Origin of the sequence: Aequorivita flava (assembly GCF_038742595.1) — a bacterium.
GTDB classification, from domain to species: Bacteria; Bacteroidota; Bacteroidia; order Flavobacteriales; family Flavobacteriaceae; genus Aequorivita; species Aequorivita marisscotiae.
The window spans coordinates 21,504-36,290 of record NZ_JBANCF010000001.1; the positions used below are offsets into that span (position 1 = coordinate 21,504).

18 protein-coding genes are annotated in these 14,787 nt (G+C 37.2%); 4 read left to right on the forward strand and 14 right to left on the reverse strand.

Annotation, left to right across the window (positions count from 1 at the left end; all coding sequences use genetic code 11):
• Positions 1 to 37 precede the first annotated feature (37 nt).
• From VZD24_RS00095 to VZD24_RS00150, 12 genes are all read right to left on the reverse strand, one after another.
• On the reverse strand, positions 38 to 691 hold the full coding sequence (locus VZD24_RS00095; protein WP_342686695.1) for a DsbA family oxidoreductase: 654 nt from the start codon (positions 689 to 691) through the stop codon (positions 38 to 40).
• A gap of 54 nt (positions 692 to 745) precedes the next feature.
• Complete coding sequence (locus VZD24_RS00100) at positions 746 to 1,504, reverse strand: DUF6503 family protein (RefSeq protein WP_342686694.1); 759 nt, start codon at positions 1,502 to 1,504, stop codon at positions 746 to 748.
• A 52-nt stretch (positions 1,505 to 1,556) separates the two neighbouring features.
• Positions 1,557 to 2,078 (reverse strand): sigma-70 family RNA polymerase sigma factor, encoded by a 522-nt coding sequence (locus VZD24_RS00105; RefSeq protein WP_342686693.1) that lies wholly within the window; start codon positions 2,076 to 2,078, stop codon positions 1,557 to 1,559.
• A gap of 347 nt (positions 2,079 to 2,425) precedes the next feature.
• The gene (locus VZD24_RS00110) at positions 2,426 to 3,076 is read right to left on the reverse strand and encodes a hypothetical protein (protein WP_342686692.1); all 651 of its coding nucleotides are present in this window, start codon (positions 3,074 to 3,076) and stop codon (positions 2,426 to 2,428) included.
• A complete protein-coding gene (locus VZD24_RS00115) occupies positions 3,073 to 3,903 on the reverse strand; it encodes an ABC transporter permease (protein WP_342686691.1) in 831 nt (276 codons plus the stop codon). The genes VZD24_RS00110 and VZD24_RS00115 overlap by 4 nt, the downstream gene beginning before the upstream one ends.
• Positions 3,900 to 4,754 (reverse strand): ABC transporter ATP-binding protein, encoded by an 855-nt coding sequence (locus tag VZD24_RS00120; RefSeq protein WP_342686689.1) that lies wholly within the window; start codon positions 4,752 to 4,754, stop codon positions 3,900 to 3,902. The genes VZD24_RS00115 and VZD24_RS00120 overlap by 4 nt, the downstream gene beginning before the upstream one ends.
• On the reverse strand, positions 4,751 to 5,293 hold the full coding sequence (locus VZD24_RS00125) for a hypothetical protein (protein WP_342686688.1): 543 nt from the start codon (positions 5,291 to 5,293) through the stop codon (positions 4,751 to 4,753). Before VZD24_RS00125 ends, VZD24_RS00120 begins: the two co-directional genes overlap by 4 nt.
• Positions 5,294 to 5,451: 158 nt before the next feature.
• The gene (locus tag VZD24_RS00130) at positions 5,452 to 6,195 is read right to left on the reverse strand and encodes a hypothetical protein (protein ID WP_342686687.1); all 744 of its coding nucleotides are present in this window, start codon (positions 6,193 to 6,195) and stop codon (positions 5,452 to 5,454) included.
• A gap of 347 nt (positions 6,196 to 6,542) precedes the next feature.
• Positions 6,543 to 6,845 (reverse strand): hypothetical protein, encoded by a 303-nt coding sequence (locus VZD24_RS00135; RefSeq protein ID WP_342686686.1) that lies wholly within the window; start codon positions 6,843 to 6,845, stop codon positions 6,543 to 6,545.
• 244 nt (positions 6,846 to 7,089) lie between these two features.
• Positions 7,090 to 7,686, reverse strand: coding sequence for a mobile mystery protein B (locus tag VZD24_RS00140; protein ID WP_279447385.1), 597 nt, complete (start codon positions 7,684 to 7,686; stop codon positions 7,090 to 7,092).
• Complete coding sequence (locus VZD24_RS00145; protein ID WP_279447386.1) at positions 7,677 to 8,138, reverse strand: mobile mystery protein A; 462 nt, start codon at positions 8,136 to 8,138, stop codon at positions 7,677 to 7,679. The genes VZD24_RS00140 and VZD24_RS00145 overlap by 10 nt, the downstream gene beginning before the upstream one ends.
• Before the next feature lie 382 nt (positions 8,139 to 8,520).
• Positions 8,521 to 9,129: an alpha-ketoglutarate-dependent dioxygenase AlkB family protein gene (locus VZD24_RS00150; protein ID WP_342686718.1), complete on the reverse strand. Its 609-nt coding sequence runs from the start codon at positions 9,127 to 9,129 to the stop codon at positions 8,521 to 8,523.
• 251 nt (positions 9,130 to 9,380) lie between these two features.
• Here VZD24_RS00150 and VZD24_RS00155 point away from each other — a divergent pair, with 251 nt between their 5' ends.
• Positions 9,381 to 9,941, forward strand: a complete 561-nt coding sequence (locus tag VZD24_RS00155; RefSeq protein ID WP_279447387.1) for a LemA family protein — start codon at positions 9,381 to 9,383, stop codon at positions 9,939 to 9,941.
• Positions 9,942 to 10,025: 84 nt separating this feature from the next.
• Entirely contained in the window at positions 10,026 to 11,750 is a 1,725-nt protein-coding gene (locus tag VZD24_RS00160) for a DUF2207 domain-containing protein (protein WP_342686685.1), read from the forward strand.
• Between the two features lie 118 nt (positions 11,751 to 11,868).
• Here VZD24_RS00160 and VZD24_RS00165 read toward each other — a convergent pair whose 3' ends face one another.
• Both VZD24_RS00165 and VZD24_RS00170 read right to left on the reverse strand, forming a co-directional pair.
• Positions 11,869 to 12,684: a 2,3,4,5-tetrahydropyridine-2,6-dicarboxylate N-succinyltransferase gene (locus tag VZD24_RS00165; protein WP_342686684.1), complete on the reverse strand. Its 816-nt coding sequence runs from the start codon at positions 12,682 to 12,684 to the stop codon at positions 11,869 to 11,871.
• A 16-nt stretch (positions 12,685 to 12,700) separates the two neighbouring features.
• A complete protein-coding gene (locus tag VZD24_RS00170) occupies positions 12,701 to 13,588 on the reverse strand; it encodes a hypothetical protein (RefSeq protein ID WP_279447390.1) in 888 nt (295 codons plus the stop codon).
• A 100-nt stretch (positions 13,589 to 13,688) separates the two neighbouring features.
• Between VZD24_RS00170 and ruvX the strand changes: the two genes are divergently transcribed.
• Together ruvX and def are read left to right on the forward strand one after the other, a co-directional pair.
• Positions 13,689 to 14,099: a Holliday junction resolvase RuvX gene (ruvX, locus tag VZD24_RS00175; protein WP_279447391.1), complete on the forward strand. Its 411-nt coding sequence runs from the start codon at positions 13,689 to 13,691 to the stop codon at positions 14,097 to 14,099.
• Positions 14,100 to 14,158: 59 nt separating this feature from the next.
• Positions 14,159 to 14,749: a peptide deformylase gene (gene def, locus VZD24_RS00180; protein WP_279447392.1), complete on the forward strand. Its 591-nt coding sequence runs from the start codon at positions 14,159 to 14,161 to the stop codon at positions 14,747 to 14,749.
• Positions 14,750 to 14,787: the final 38 nt, after the last annotated feature.

Here is a 14,787-nt window from a genome sequence, read left to right on the forward strand (position 1 = left end):
TTTCGTGTACTTTGCGCCACCTTAGTATTTTCCGTGGTTAAATTGTTCGAGCCTCAACCAATTCAGTTAAAACTTGCTTAAATACAGCTACGGCTTGCGCTCCTGTAACGGCACTTGTTCTATTAAAAACGAAAGTAGGTACAGAGTTTACGCCTAAATCGCGCCAATAGTTCTCCTTGCTTTTTACCTCTTTCCGTGCATTTTCATCAGCTAATTTTGAGAGTGCCTCATCGGCATTTAAACCTACATCTAGCAATGCTTGTTTTAAAATGGCTCTATCAGACACGTCTTTTTGTTCACTAAAAAAGGCTGTTATAAGTCGTAAATTTAATTCTGTTTGCTTGCCAAAATCTTTGGCATAGCCCAATAAAACGTGCGCATCAAAGGTGTTTCCCATTCGCATTTCCTCATAATAATTAAAGGTAAACCCCAGTTCGGCACCAGCCTTCGCCATAAATTGCTGCGACTCTTTTTGCTGTTCTAAACTAGAACCGTATTTTTCGGCAATATGTTCGTGTACATTTTGGCCTTCAACTGGCATGTTTGGATTTAGCTCAAAGGGTTGCCATTCAATTTCAACCAAATCTTCAATGCCCATTTCAGAAATAGCCTTCTCCAAGCGTTTGTAACCTATAATGCACCACGGACATACTACATCTGAAACGATATCTATTTTTATTTTTCCATCCATATACTTACACTATTTATCAAACTTCAACAATAGCCTTTTGCGAGCTACTTTTTATTAATCCTTCTTTGGCTTTATAGGCTTCACCGAAATATCTTCAGTATTAATTTCTGAAAGAAAAGTGAGCTCATTGGCTTCAAACAGCTCACCAAGGGTTTGCATTTCTACCGACTTCCACGGTTCAATCTTGTAATTTTCGTAATCTACAAAACGCAGCCCATTAATTATTCTTGGATTAACTGCCTTTCTAAAGCGAATGCCACCTTTGCCCGTATAAAATTTATATGCCAAATAATCTACCGTAAAATCTTCTTTGGCAATCCAATACATATACACATCTTCGTGATCGGTTCCGCCTCCATTTTCTGAAAACGTAACTTGAATTTCGTAGTAGTCCTTCCCGTTAATTTTTGATTCCCCAACCAATTTTTTGTTTACCGCAGCATCGTTTAAACCATACGGCAATTGCACAAAATAATGTACCGAATTAACCGAGTTGGAATATTTATTAACGGTAGAATCTGCCAAGGAGAGCTTGGTACCGTTCGCATACCGCTCAAAACTATTGTTGGTGAGCACATCGCGAGTTTCGCCCAAAGAATCTACGATGGTGCGCGTAAACTCAAAATCGCCGTTGTTTCTACGACTGCTGTATTTAATATCGCGAAAGCTAAACTGTATTGCTGCAGATTTGTATTTATCTCCCCCCGCATTATCAATGGTTTTATCAACTATTTGTTGGGCGGTGAGTTCTTTTGTTTCCTCTTTGCAGGAACCAAAAATTATTAGGAAACCGATTATTGGAAGGATTCGCATGGCAGGATTTTTATTTCAAAGATACGAATGAAGTTGCTATTTGTTGCGTAGATTATTTACAATTAGAACAATCTGCCTCTCCAACTAAATCGCCATTCTTATCGAACTCATATTTACAGCATTGGCTAAATTTTTCTTTTAAAATATCTTTTGACCGCCGGATGCGCGCCTTTAAATTTGCCAAGCTGATAGCTAAAATTTTTGCGGCTTCGTCCTGTTTTTTTCCTTTAATATAAACCAATTCAACGCTCTCTTTGTAGATTGTGGGCAGATCGTTTATAAATTTATCAAAACAGCAGTAATCGTCTTTTTTATCCGAAAATATAGTTTCCCTTTCTTTAACGGGCGCTACGTATTTAGATTCATTTTTAAAATAATTTGCAATTTCATTTCGCGCAATTTGGAACACCCACGCCTTTACTTTTTCCTCCTCCTGTATCTGCTTTAGATTTTTGTGAACCTTTAAAAAGGTATTCTGAAAAATATCGCTGGTGCTGGTTTCATTTTTCACTTTTTTTAAGATAAAAAAATATAGTTCCTCGTGAAATTCCCGCCAAATTTTTTCTGTTTCCATATTCAAAAATAAAAACAAAGGTTAGCTTTTACACTAACCTTTGGGAATTTAACAACAACTGCATTTATTGCATTCGCATCTATCACACGGACACGTATTTGCTGAGCAGTCTGTGCAATTGCATTTGGTGCAATCGCAATTGGTACATTTACAAGTATTCATAATATTGGTTTTTGATGTTTGTATAGTAGACTCAAAAACGGCAAAAAGGATACATTTTAAATACTGTTTTTTTCAATTCAACCAGCCTTTGCGTAAAAATTAGAGCGTTTTAATTACAAAATGAAATACATCATTTGAGTTATAAAGATAGTAAGGCCGCCATCGCTTATTTACAGAAGTGTTTTTTATTCTATCCCTATACTACTATACTCCAAATCCAAAATAATCCGTCCCTTCTTTTGGTCTTCTTCCCGCATCTTTTTAAGATCTACTTTTACGTCCTTCCCAGCAAAATTAAGCGGAATGCGTATTTTTTCAATTTCAAAGGAAATGGTAAGATTGGTAGGCAAAATAGCTTTGCTATCGGGATATACCAGTTGTAAGGCATAGGTACCGTCTTTTTTGGTATTGATCTCTGCCCAATCTATTCGTGTGTTTTTCGTGTCTAAATGCAGGGTAGCAACGCTAAAATCTGCTTTGTCGCTAGTAGGCAGGATGGAAACAGCACGTAGATCGGTTTTATTAGAAACTTCACCTCTATCAACAACAATAAAAGGATGTTCAAACAATTCGCGAAACGAAAGGTCTAAACCGCGTTTGGGAATAAGTGTAAAATCTTCGGAAGTAACAACAATAGGTTTGCCTTTTGTAAATATTGCCGCAGCTACTTTATCGGGCATTTGGATAAAGGATATATCTGCGTGCAATTTTATAGTTGCCGAAAAACTTTCAATACTGTCTAGTCTGGCCTTAACCTGTAAAACATCTTCTTCGGCGGTCTGCGCTGTAACTGCTAGACCTGTAGTAATTGCTATTATAACCAATAGTTTTTTCATGCGGTATCATTTTTTTGAAATACAAAAAGCCCTATTCCCACCGTAACTAAAGTATATACCAGCAACAGTGATGTATTAACTAGTATTACTTGCCAGTCAATTATAAACGTGAAAAAATTCTGCCAGGTATTGTTCAGTTTAAAATATGCTATTTGGTTTAAGAAATCGTTTGGCAGGTCTATCTTCAGCAAGAGCGTAGAAATAATCAAAAACAAGGCAGCTACAATCAAGGTTTTAAAGCTCTCTTTAAACAGCACCGCCAAAGTTAAACTCACCACCGAAAAGAAAACCAAGGAAAGCGTCCCAATCAAAAACGCAGAACACAACCGTAAAAAAGCTTCGTCCTGTTCAAAAAATGTGAGACCATCGCTATAAACCACTAAATCGCCCGTGCCGAATATAGCATACGAAAATACAAATGAAGTAGCTGCAAGAAAAAGCACTAAAACTACTGTAAAGAGGATGGCAGTTATATATTTTGCCAACAGGTATTTCCACTTTACAACGGGCTGCATAAGTACTGTTTGCAGGGTTTTATCTTCGTATTCGGTAGTGAATAATCCCGAAACTATAATCATACATAACAGCGGCACGTGAAACCAAAAGGAGTTAAGAATAAAATAAATAATTAAGTTGCCGTTGAGTAAATTTCCTTCAAAATAAAAGGTGTCTTTTAAATTCGCCAAGACAATATCTAAAATCTCCGCCCCCTGATAGTAACCGCTTACCAACACCACCGTTTCTATAAAGAGCAGCGCCAAAATTGCGTAGTAGGTGCGACTTTGTTTGCACAATTTGTAAATTTCTAAATACACCAATTGCCTCATACAGCTGTAGCCTTAAAAAGTTGCGCAACGTCTAACCGTGGTGTACAGGATGTAATTGCAATCCCCTGTTCGGACAACTTGAAAATGATCTCGGAAATTTCAGTCGCCGATGCGGGAATAGTGATACAGTTGGAGTGGGCGGCAGCGCTATATTCTTTTAAAAAGGAAACTTTTTGAAGTTCATTTCCGCAAAGTGTATAACTCTTTACACATTTGCTCAATATAGCTTGCGTTGGCCCCTGTTGTAATATTTCACCATTGTGTATTACGAATAATTTTGAGCAGAGTGTACTTAATACTTCAACAATGTGCGAGGAAATAAGAATTGCCATTCCGTGATCTTTTGCCAAGCTAACAATCAGTTTTTTCAACGCCTGAATCCCTACGGGGTCGAGACCCGAAAAAGGTTCGTCCAATAGTAAACACGAAGGTTTATTGAGCAAGGCAACAGCAATCCCCAAACGCTGTTTCATTCCCATGGAATAGTTTCGGCTTGGGTCTTCTCTGTCAAGCGATAAACCCACTTGTAATAAAGCTTCGTCAATAGCTTTATTATCTGCCGCAGCATTTTGCATTTTTGCAAAAACCCTTAAATTTTCGCGCGCGCTTAAATACGGATATAAAGAGGGTTTTTCAATAATACCGCCTATTTTTTTTGCTCCTTCACCTTGAAGGGTTATTGTGCCACTATCTGCAGAAACCAACCCCAATAAAATTTTAAACAAGGTAGATTTTCCCGCCCCATTGGCACCTACCAATCCGCAGATCTCTCCGCTATTACAAGCTATACTAACGTTTTGGAGCGCTTGCAGTTTTCCGTAGCTTTTAGATATATTTCGTCCTGAAATCATACAGACTGTGTTTCGGCGAGAAGGTGGTAATTGTATTTTGGTTTGTAGTGATTTTCTAAAAATGTACGCGACCAAAATTTTTTCTTAAAGAGGAAAAATGGCTCTTGTATCATAAAATAGGGGATGTAATGAAACCATTTTACACCACATTCTTTGTATAAATCTTGCACCTGCTGCTTGATCCCCAATTCTTCGGCAGCAGTTTCAGCGGCCATTCGCTGACATTTAGACCCCATATATAACATTGCGATTTTAGGATGAAAGCCGTGTTCAAAAAATTGGTCCTTCGCACGTTTATAATTTTGGTATCGAGACCATCCGTCCATAATTACCAAATAGATATGTACGAATGAAAAGAGAAAAAAACTGGCCCAGAAAATTATTTTAATTGTCGATAACGACGAGACAGCATTGCTTAATTGTATTCCGTATATCCAGGATTCCAATATAAAAAGCAGTAGGGCACCATACAAAAGCCTCCCAACCCTAAAATAGGAAACTAGGGGATGAGGCTGTTTAGGGATTACATTTATTTTCATTATTGCTAAGATAGGCTATATGCTTTCAAAGTGCAAGTGGATAGAGCGCACACACTAAATACAAAGTTTAAGCCCAAACAATTATTAGTGAATCCTTTTCGAGCGTAGCGAAGGAAAATAAAATTTGTGTATTTAACCAATTAACGAATCCCGATTCCCTAATATTCAACCCCCAAATTCTCAACCCCTACCGAGTTCGCACTCCTAAATAAATAATACGTTCCCTGCACCTCCTGATAAAATTTTAACCCAAGAACGGCTATCGCAGTACCGGCCACATCGGGTAAGTTAACTTGCATTTCAATGGAATTGGCACTGTAGCTTTTATCCAAATACAGCGGCGCACTGCTCTTTAATTGATTTTCAAGGCTGTTAAAATCAAAATGCAAAAGCCCCAAAGTAAGCGCCAAATGTGTGGCGCCTGTCGGAAATTGTACATTCCTCATATCAAAATTACTGATGTTCAAGCTACGTGTTGTAAAGTCAAAATTGCCTGAAGCCGCCAAAGTCTCCATAACGTTACACAAGGGCGTAAATTCAAAATCCTTTAACAATTGTCTGCCCCTGGGGGTTTCCACGCCAGGGCCAACGCCTCTCATTCCTCTGCTGTTAATTCTATCTTGATCCTTTATTCTGGTAAACAATTGTACCATCCGGCCGTGAAGATCCCCGTCTTTTCTCACGCATAAAAAAGGCGCAAGTGCCATTTTAAATGCTTTCTTCGTCTTGCTACACCTCCCGAATTCCGAAGCGTTTTCCATAGTTCGCACCGGTTTCTTCTTCTGATCTTTACTAAAACCGCCTCCCGCTTTTCGCGCTAGGGGTCCTGCATTTTTGGTATTGTAAAAATTAAGATCTCCAATGGTTCCTTTTAACTTAATAATTCCTACTTGCTTTGCCATAATATAAAGTTTAAATAAGGTAAATATACTACGTAAATATCTTAAAGTCAAGTTTATAGTAAAAATATTGTATTGATACAATAAGATTATAGTATGTTTATAGTAACTTTATAGTATGTTTATAGTATATATTAAGTATAAAATATTCTAGTTAATTACACCACTCTAATTATCTATAATAGATATAAGGTGTTTTATCCTAATACTTGTAAGCACAAGCATCCGTCTCTTTCCGCTCAAAAAAATTCTCAATGCTAAAAACCATACAGACTGTACGCCAGTATCAGTAAAAATGGGGGAGGTGTTTAAGTAATTTACCTTGAGTTCAAAAATTATAGTGATGTAATCTAAATCAACAAAAGTAAAATCAAGCCGATAATTAGTATTGTCTTGGTGAAAAGAATTGATTTTAGATAATATGCTAACCCTCTCTCCTGAATCCATTTTTTTACAAGTATAAACCAACTTGTAGCGGCAATAAAAATGGTTATAATGGATAGTTTAAATTCAAAAGTGCCTTTTATAATTTTTGCGTTACTGCCTTGAGTGAAGGTTTTATCAAGAAGCAAAGAAACCGAAGTAAACAAAAGCATAAGCGCAATTACATGAAATATAATTAATGCTATCTTATTTACTTCTGCAGTTTTCATTAAATTTTGGTGAGTTGTTTCATTACTTGTTAGTTGCGGTTAACGCTTCAAAATTCAGCAAACAGATATGCTTTTAAAACTTTAAATCTCCGAATTGTTGTTTTGTAGGGATGAGCTATTGTGCAGCTAACTTAACAATTACAAATTAAACTTTTCTGCGAGTTTGTGGATAATTGGCAAGGATGGGTGTTTAGATATTTGTAAGCAAGCGTGTGCTCACAATTATTTTTAGCCAGTGCTGGTTTTAGGTTTTGCTAAATTTAATTAATGGTTTGATGTTTCCGTCGTCTGCCGCTTGTAATGCAGTAATATATTTTTTTCTCGTGTCATCTACACTTGTCATATTTGAATTATGCCAACTGAAAATATCTTTTTTGAAAATAGATTCAATAATTATATCGGCCATCATTCTTGAGTGCCTACCATTTCCATTTGGAAAGCAATAAATTGAGACAATTCTATGCTTAAACCTAATTGCTATTTCTTCTGGCGAATACGTTTTATTTTTTATCCAGTATTTGGTGTCGTCAATGAGCTTTTTTAATTCTACACCAATTTGACTCCAATGTATTCCAATATTTTTGTCGGTCTTTCTAAATTCTCCTGCCCATTTCCAAACATCGCCATACATTCTTTTATGAAAGTCTTTTATAAATTTTTCAGTTAGTATTTTTTCTGGTTTTAAATTGGCGTGTATAGTCCATTCAACAGCCTTTTCAATGTTTAGCTGTTCAAATTGATCCAATTCTTTTTGCGTGGTTATAGACTTAATCTTAAGGCCTTCCTTTTCTTCTTCATCTAAAGGCGTTTGACTATCCTGGTCTTGCAATTCTAATCCCATAATGATTTTTTCATCTCGCGTTTTATTTCATTCGCCAGTTCTTTAATGGTTTCATTAATATTTTTATCTCCTATTCCTTGGTTTTCTAATTTCATATTTTGATTGGTTCTTAGCACTATTTTCTCAGCCAGTTTCTCAGCTTTTAAACTAATAAGATTATCAATGGTTCCATCTTTAGGGACAAATCCATAAACTAATTTTAAATCTAATGCTTCGCCCACTTCTTTTAATGACTTAATTGAAATAGAACCTTTTGCCTCGCTCTCTTCAATATTCCTAACACCTTGTCTGGTAATTTTAAGCTTGGCGCCAAGTTGCGCCATAGTCATATTAAGGGCAGTCCGAATTGTATTTATCCATCCTTTAGCAGGAACCAAAACCATTTCTGTTTTTTGAAAAGGCTGAAGTTTTTGGTCTAATTGTTCAATTAAAAGTTTCCTCTTATTTCTCATAATTTGTAATGAATTAGGTTTGCAAATTTTCTATAATGTAAACTAATATAATTACAAATATATAAATAAGTAAAGATATATCCTTACATATTACAGAATAAGTACAGGTGATGGTTTACTTTTTTAGAATTTTTTGATTGTGCGAGGGGGGAATAATGGAGATTGGTTTAGTAATTAGGAAGCCAATTTTGTTGTAACTGTACAGAAATTTCGCAAGTTAAGAATCGTTGTGTACAATCCCGATAGCCCTTTTTTTTCTTAATTCTATGGTGAATTATAAATAACAATGCCCCAAGCAAAAGCGCAATAAATGCACTTCAAAAGCTTAAAAAGTTAGCCCAAACCCCAAATTCAAAATCACTAAAGAGTAACAATTTAATCTTTACCCTACTATCGTTCTAAATGTCAAATTAACCCTCGGAAAATCCACTTTTTTAGTGGGCGGTAAACGGTGTAGCCAGTGCTTTTGGGTGGTGCCAGCCATTATTAAAAGGCTACCGTGTTCTAAATTTATTGAAATTGTTTCCTTCGTCTCTTTGTGTTTAAAAGCAAATTTCCGCTCCGCCCCAAAACTTACTGAGGCAATAGCGCCGTTCTTTTTAAGATCCTTTTCAGCATCACTGTGCCACGTCATGCCCTCTTCGCCAGTGTGGTAAAGGTTTAGTAAACAACTGTTAAATGTTTCACCGCAAACGGATTCAATGTGTTTTTTTAGTTGAAGCAATTCAGGAGTCCACAAATGGGCTGTCTTGGTTACTTTGGAATACGTGTATTCAAATTCGCGTTCGCCATACCAAGCTGCCTTTCGTTTGGTAATAATCTTTTTTCCGAAAATAATTACTTCGTCATTTTTCCAAACAATTGTGTGTAACAATAAGTCGAAATAACGGTTTGCCGCTGCTTCAGTAAAAACCCTGCCGTAGTAATTTACCGTTCCGTCCTTGGGTAGCAAATTGCGATTGGTATCCATTTTAAAATTGAACAATTCCATTTCTGTCAAAACTATTATATTTTTCTATTGATGGACAAATAAAATAGCGACTAATTCGGTAAATTCCATAATATATATGCCAGCTATTGATTGCAATGTTTAGCGCATTCCACTATTTCTTACTATTTATGGCCTTCGTTTAAATAATTCAATTACAATATATTATACCGCTATTTTTGGATGGATGTTTTCCACATTTTAAAAGAATTATAGTATCTTAGTTTTTCATTTTAAACTAACAACCAAATACTATGAGTACCATTCTACTTTTAATAGGCGTAATAGTTGTTGCGGGCCTTTTGCTCGTAATTGTTTACAACCGTTTTGTGAAAAACAAAAATATGGTAAAAGACGCCTGGAGCAATATAGACGTGGCCCTAAAACGTCGATACGATTTAATTCCAAACCTTGTTGAAACCGTAAAAGGCTACGCCGCACACGAAAAGTCAACTTTAGAAAACGTAATACAAGCCAGAAATGCAGCAATGGCAGTGCCTTCCGATGAAATAAATGCAAAGATAAAAGCCGAAAACCAATTGCAGCAAACCTTGCGAAGTATTTTTGCTTTAAGCGAAGCATATCCAGACCTAAAGGCAAATGCAGGGTTTATAGACCTTCAGCAGAAACTCAACGAAATAGAGGAAAATCTTGAACGCAGCCGCAGATACTACAATGGCACGGTTCGCGAAAACAATACCTATGGCGAAAGTTTCCCCGGAGTACTGTTTGCCGGTATGCTAAACTATCAACACTTCGATTATTTTGAAGTTGACGAGGCTACCCGTGAAAACGTAAAAGTGAGTTTTAACTAAGGCCGTATCTACCTCATGCCAGTTTTTGGGGCAAACCCAGTGAACAAAACTTGAAACTATTGCACTATTTTAATAACTGAAAAGGTGACTATAAGTAAAAAGCATAATTGTTATTATCGTAAAACCCTGTTGCTGTTGCTCTTTGCACTACTGCTTGGTTTTAAATCCATCGCACAGGGATTTACGGTAAATCATTGCCAAGTAGATATCTACATTCACGAAGAAGGTTATTTTGATGTAGTTGAAAAATACGATTTAACTTTTTCGGTTTACAAACACGGCATTTACCGAAATATTCAAACCAATTATGAGCTGCTAACAGAAAATGGAACCCAGGAAGAACGCCGTATTAAAATTAAGAACATAAAGGTGCCAAACCATAAGTTTGAAGCCGATTTCGATTTTGTACAAAAGCTTAGTGACAATCTTCAAATAAAAATTGGCGATAAGGATGTAACGGTTATCGGACCGCAACATTACGAAATAAAATACCGGGTTTACAATGCTTTCCTTTTCGAAAAGGAATATATACGCTTTTATTGGAACATTAAAGCTTCAGACTGGAGCGCCGCTTTCGATAAAATAGACTTCTCCATTCACCTTCCCCAAAACATGGAATTAGGGTTGGATGATATATTTGTATATTCTGGGTTTACAGGTGAAACGGTGGAAAGTTCAAATTTTAATGTAGCCTATAATGATGGCGTGTTTACCGCTAAAAGCATTCCAGAATTTAAATCCTACAGCGGTCAGAGTGTTACGGTTCTGGTAAACCTACCTTTAAATTCGGTAACGGAAATTAAACCCATGTGGCCTTTTTGGACGCATTACGGATGGACCCTAATTTTGGGCGTATTACTGCTAGTGTTTTACGCAATTTGGAATAAATACGGGAAAGACGATAGGGTAGTGGCAACCACCAGTTATTTTCCACCAAATGGCATTGATCCGTCTATGGCCGGATTTTTAATTGACGATAGTGAAGATACACAAGACCTAATTTCATTAATCCCATATTGGGGCTCACGCGGACTTATAACTATGGAGCAGATTCCCAAAAAGGGCTGGTTCGCGAAGGACGATACCAAACTTACCCGACTTAGACCCTTACCCGATGGCGCTCCGGATTATGAAGTAAAAATTTTTAGTGGCCTTTTTGGAAGTGCTTCCAATCACGGAAAGGAAGAAGTGCTAATCAGCAGTCTTAAGGATACTTTTTACACTAAAATGGCTAGCGCCAAAACCATGTTAAAACAAAAGGCTCAAAAATATTACGATCCCAAAGCCAAAAAAATTCAAACACGAACCATCATTGGAGTCTTACTAAGTGGGGTAGTGCTATTTATGATATTTCTGTTCTCATGGGGCCTCCTTGAAGCTCTGGCAGTAATTCCTGTTGTTGTTTTCTTATTGTTTATGAGCGTACATTTAGTGAAGAAAAACGCCAAAGGCAACCAAATACTCTCCGAATTAAAAGGGTTTAGAAACTTTATAAAAATAGCCGAAGAAAACAAACTAAAAATGCTGCTTCACGATAGTCCTTCCTATTTTGAAACTACCATGGGCTACGCTCTTGCCTTTGGTTTGTTTGAACAATGGGCAAAGAAGTTTGAGGCACTCAACGTTCAACCGCCAAGTTGGTACACCTCGTCAACGGGTGCTTTTACTATGAATAATTTCTCTAATTCGTTTACTTCTTCTATTTCAGCCGCAAAATCTACCATGGTAAGCTCGCCTTCCAGCAGTAGTTCCGGAGGTGGTGGGTCTTCGGGAGGTGGCTTTGGTGGCGGTGGTGGCGGCAGCTGGTAGTTACCATAGCCTTAAAACACCAAATTAGCACAACAAGACACTCACACAAGCGAACTTTTTATAGTTTTATAAAATACATCGGTTTTCACCTGTATAAAACATGCGGCCATTCTTAATGTTACACCGCAACACTGTATTCGCGCAGCGCATCGTTTAACGAGGTTTTAAGATTGGTGCTTTCCTTTCGTTGCCCGATAATTAAGGCGCAGGGTACTTGGTATTCCCCAGCGGGAAACTTTTTGGTATAGCTGCCTGGAATAACCACAGAACGCGGCGGCACGGCTCCTTTTAACTCAACCGGGGTTTCTCCCGTAACGTCTATTATTTTTGTTGAAGCCGTTAGCACCACATTGGCGCCTAACACAGCTTCCTTTCCAACGCGAATGCCTTCCACCACAATACAGCGCGAACCAATAAATGCACCATCCTCAATTATAACTGGTGCGGCTTGCAAAGGTTCTAAAACCCCTCCTATGCCTACACCACCGCTGAGGTGTACATTTTTTCCAATCTGGGCACAACTGCCCACTGTGGCCCAAGTATCTACCATTGTGCCTTCATCTACATAAGCGCCAATATTTACATAACTCGGCATTAAAATCACTCCGCTCGAAATATAGGCCCCGTGTCGTGCAACCGCATGTGGCACTACGCGAATTCCTTTCGCCTCGTACCCGGATTTTAAAGGAATTTTATCGTGATATTCAAAAATACCAACCTCCATTGTTTTCATCATTTGAATAGGGAAGTAGAGCACAATTGCCTTTTTAACCCATTCGTTTACCAGCCACCCGTCTTCCGAAGGCTCGGCGCAGCGCAATTTGCCTTGGTCGCAGTAATTAACTACTTCACGTATTGCTACAATTGTTTCGGTTTCAGACAAAAGGGAACGATCGTCCCAAGCTTTTTCTATGGTTTTTTGTAATTCTTGCATGGTTATAAGGCTTTTATTATTGGTACATAAGTGTAAGATACGCATCTCCGTTACTATGGGGTAAAACTATTTTTGTGGGATAGTTTTCAATATTGTATTCAAAATTAAACGTTCCAATACCGTCTGCTGATTCAACCGAACTAATATTGTTTTTATTGAAATAGACAATCAGGTTATCGTCATCTCCGGGCGAATAACCCCCAAAATTAGGATGCGAATCTACAGCTTCAAGTTGTTTAATTGTTAACCCATTTGGAAGTTTGTAGTCAAAAACAAATAATGGGTTCAATTTATCGTCAAAAGTATAATTGAATGTACGGTAAGGATCGTTTCTACTGAAACGTTGCGACGCAACGGTTACATTGCCATTTGCATCATATTCAAAGTTTATAAAATTTATAAAATCCTGTACATCGTCATAAAACCTATCTGCAGATACAATATATCCAGCTGCATTTAAATTCATTCTAATGGCGTTAGTTGTACCTTCGTCTATATAAATCGCGTTGTTCCGGTAAGTGAAAGTTTGAGTGTAATCTGAATTATAACCCACGAAATGACGAGTCTTTAAGTTTCCATCGGAATAATACGTATAGGTAGTTTCCCTCGAAGGGAAGGTAGAAGTAGAGTGTATTTTGCTAATTTTAATTAACTCACCTGAATTGTTATAAATGAAATGATGATTATAATCTAGAAAATCTCCAACGTACTCTTTTCTAAGAATAAGGGTGTTGTTGGCATACACTAACGTGTCCGTGGTAGTTTCACCCACCGAAGTAAAAGCAGTAAGATACTGCCGTTCGGCTATTGGATCTTCGTTTTCTTCCTGCGTAATTGGGTCGTCAGTAGAGCTACAGGAAAGGAGTATAAGGCAACTAAGAAGTATATAAATTGGGGACTGCATAGTATATATTTAAGTAAAAGTACAAATATAGCTTCTGTTATTTAATTATAAAATGGAATTTTAGCATACTATTTCTTAATCCCTTATTTTTGCAGTCGGTATGGGACGGATTTTAGCTTTAGATTACGGTAGCAAACGCACAGGCATCGCCATTACAGACGAGTTGCAATTAATTGCTTCTGGTTTAACCACAGTAGCTACTCCTGAATTATTAGATTTTCTGAAAAAGTATTTTACTTCAGAAAAAGTTGAATTAGTTCTGGTTGGGGAGCCAAAACAAAAAGATGGCACTCCTTCCAACATCGAAGATGAAATTCAAAAGTTCTTAAAGAAATTTTCGAATGTTTTTCCCGACCTACAAGTTAAGCGGGTTGATGAACGCTATACCAGTAAAATGGCTTTTCAAACAATGATTGATAGCGGCCTTAAAAAAAAACAACGCCAAAATAAAGCCTTGGTAGACGAAATAAGCGCGACTATTATTTTGCAAGAATATCTTTATAACAAATAGATTGACGATTTTTCAATTCATTGAAGCCAAACAAATAACAATATCAATATACATTAAAAATGATTTTACCCATAATAGCCTACGGCGACCCTGTTTTACGAAAAGAAACCGTAGAAGTAACCCCAGATTATCCCAATCTGGATAAGGTAATCGAAAATATGTTCGAAACCATGTACGAGGCTCACGGCATTGGCCTTGCAGCGCCACAGGTAAATTTGCCAATCCGTTTATTTATAGTAGATGCCACCCCGTTTGAAGAAGACGAAGACCTTTCGGACGAAGAACAAAAATTTGTTTCTACCTTTAAAAGGGTTTTTATAAATGCGCGTATTATTGAAGAATCCGGCGATGAATGGGCTTTTAACGAAGGTTGTTTAAGCATTCCAGACGTGCGCGAAGATGTTTTTCGCCAACCCGATATTGTAATGGAATATCAAGACGAAAACTTCAAAAAACACAAAGAAACTTTTAGCGGTATTGTGGCCCGTATCATTCAGCACGAATACGATCATATTGAGGGAATTCTCTTTACAGACAAGCTTTCCCCCTTGAAAAAGAGATTGATTAAAAGCAAGCTGATCAACATTTCTAAAGGAAAAGTGGGCATAGATTATAAGATGAAATTTCCCAACGCAAAAAAGAAACGTTAACACGCTTGTTTATATTAACCAAACCAAAGATATTTGTA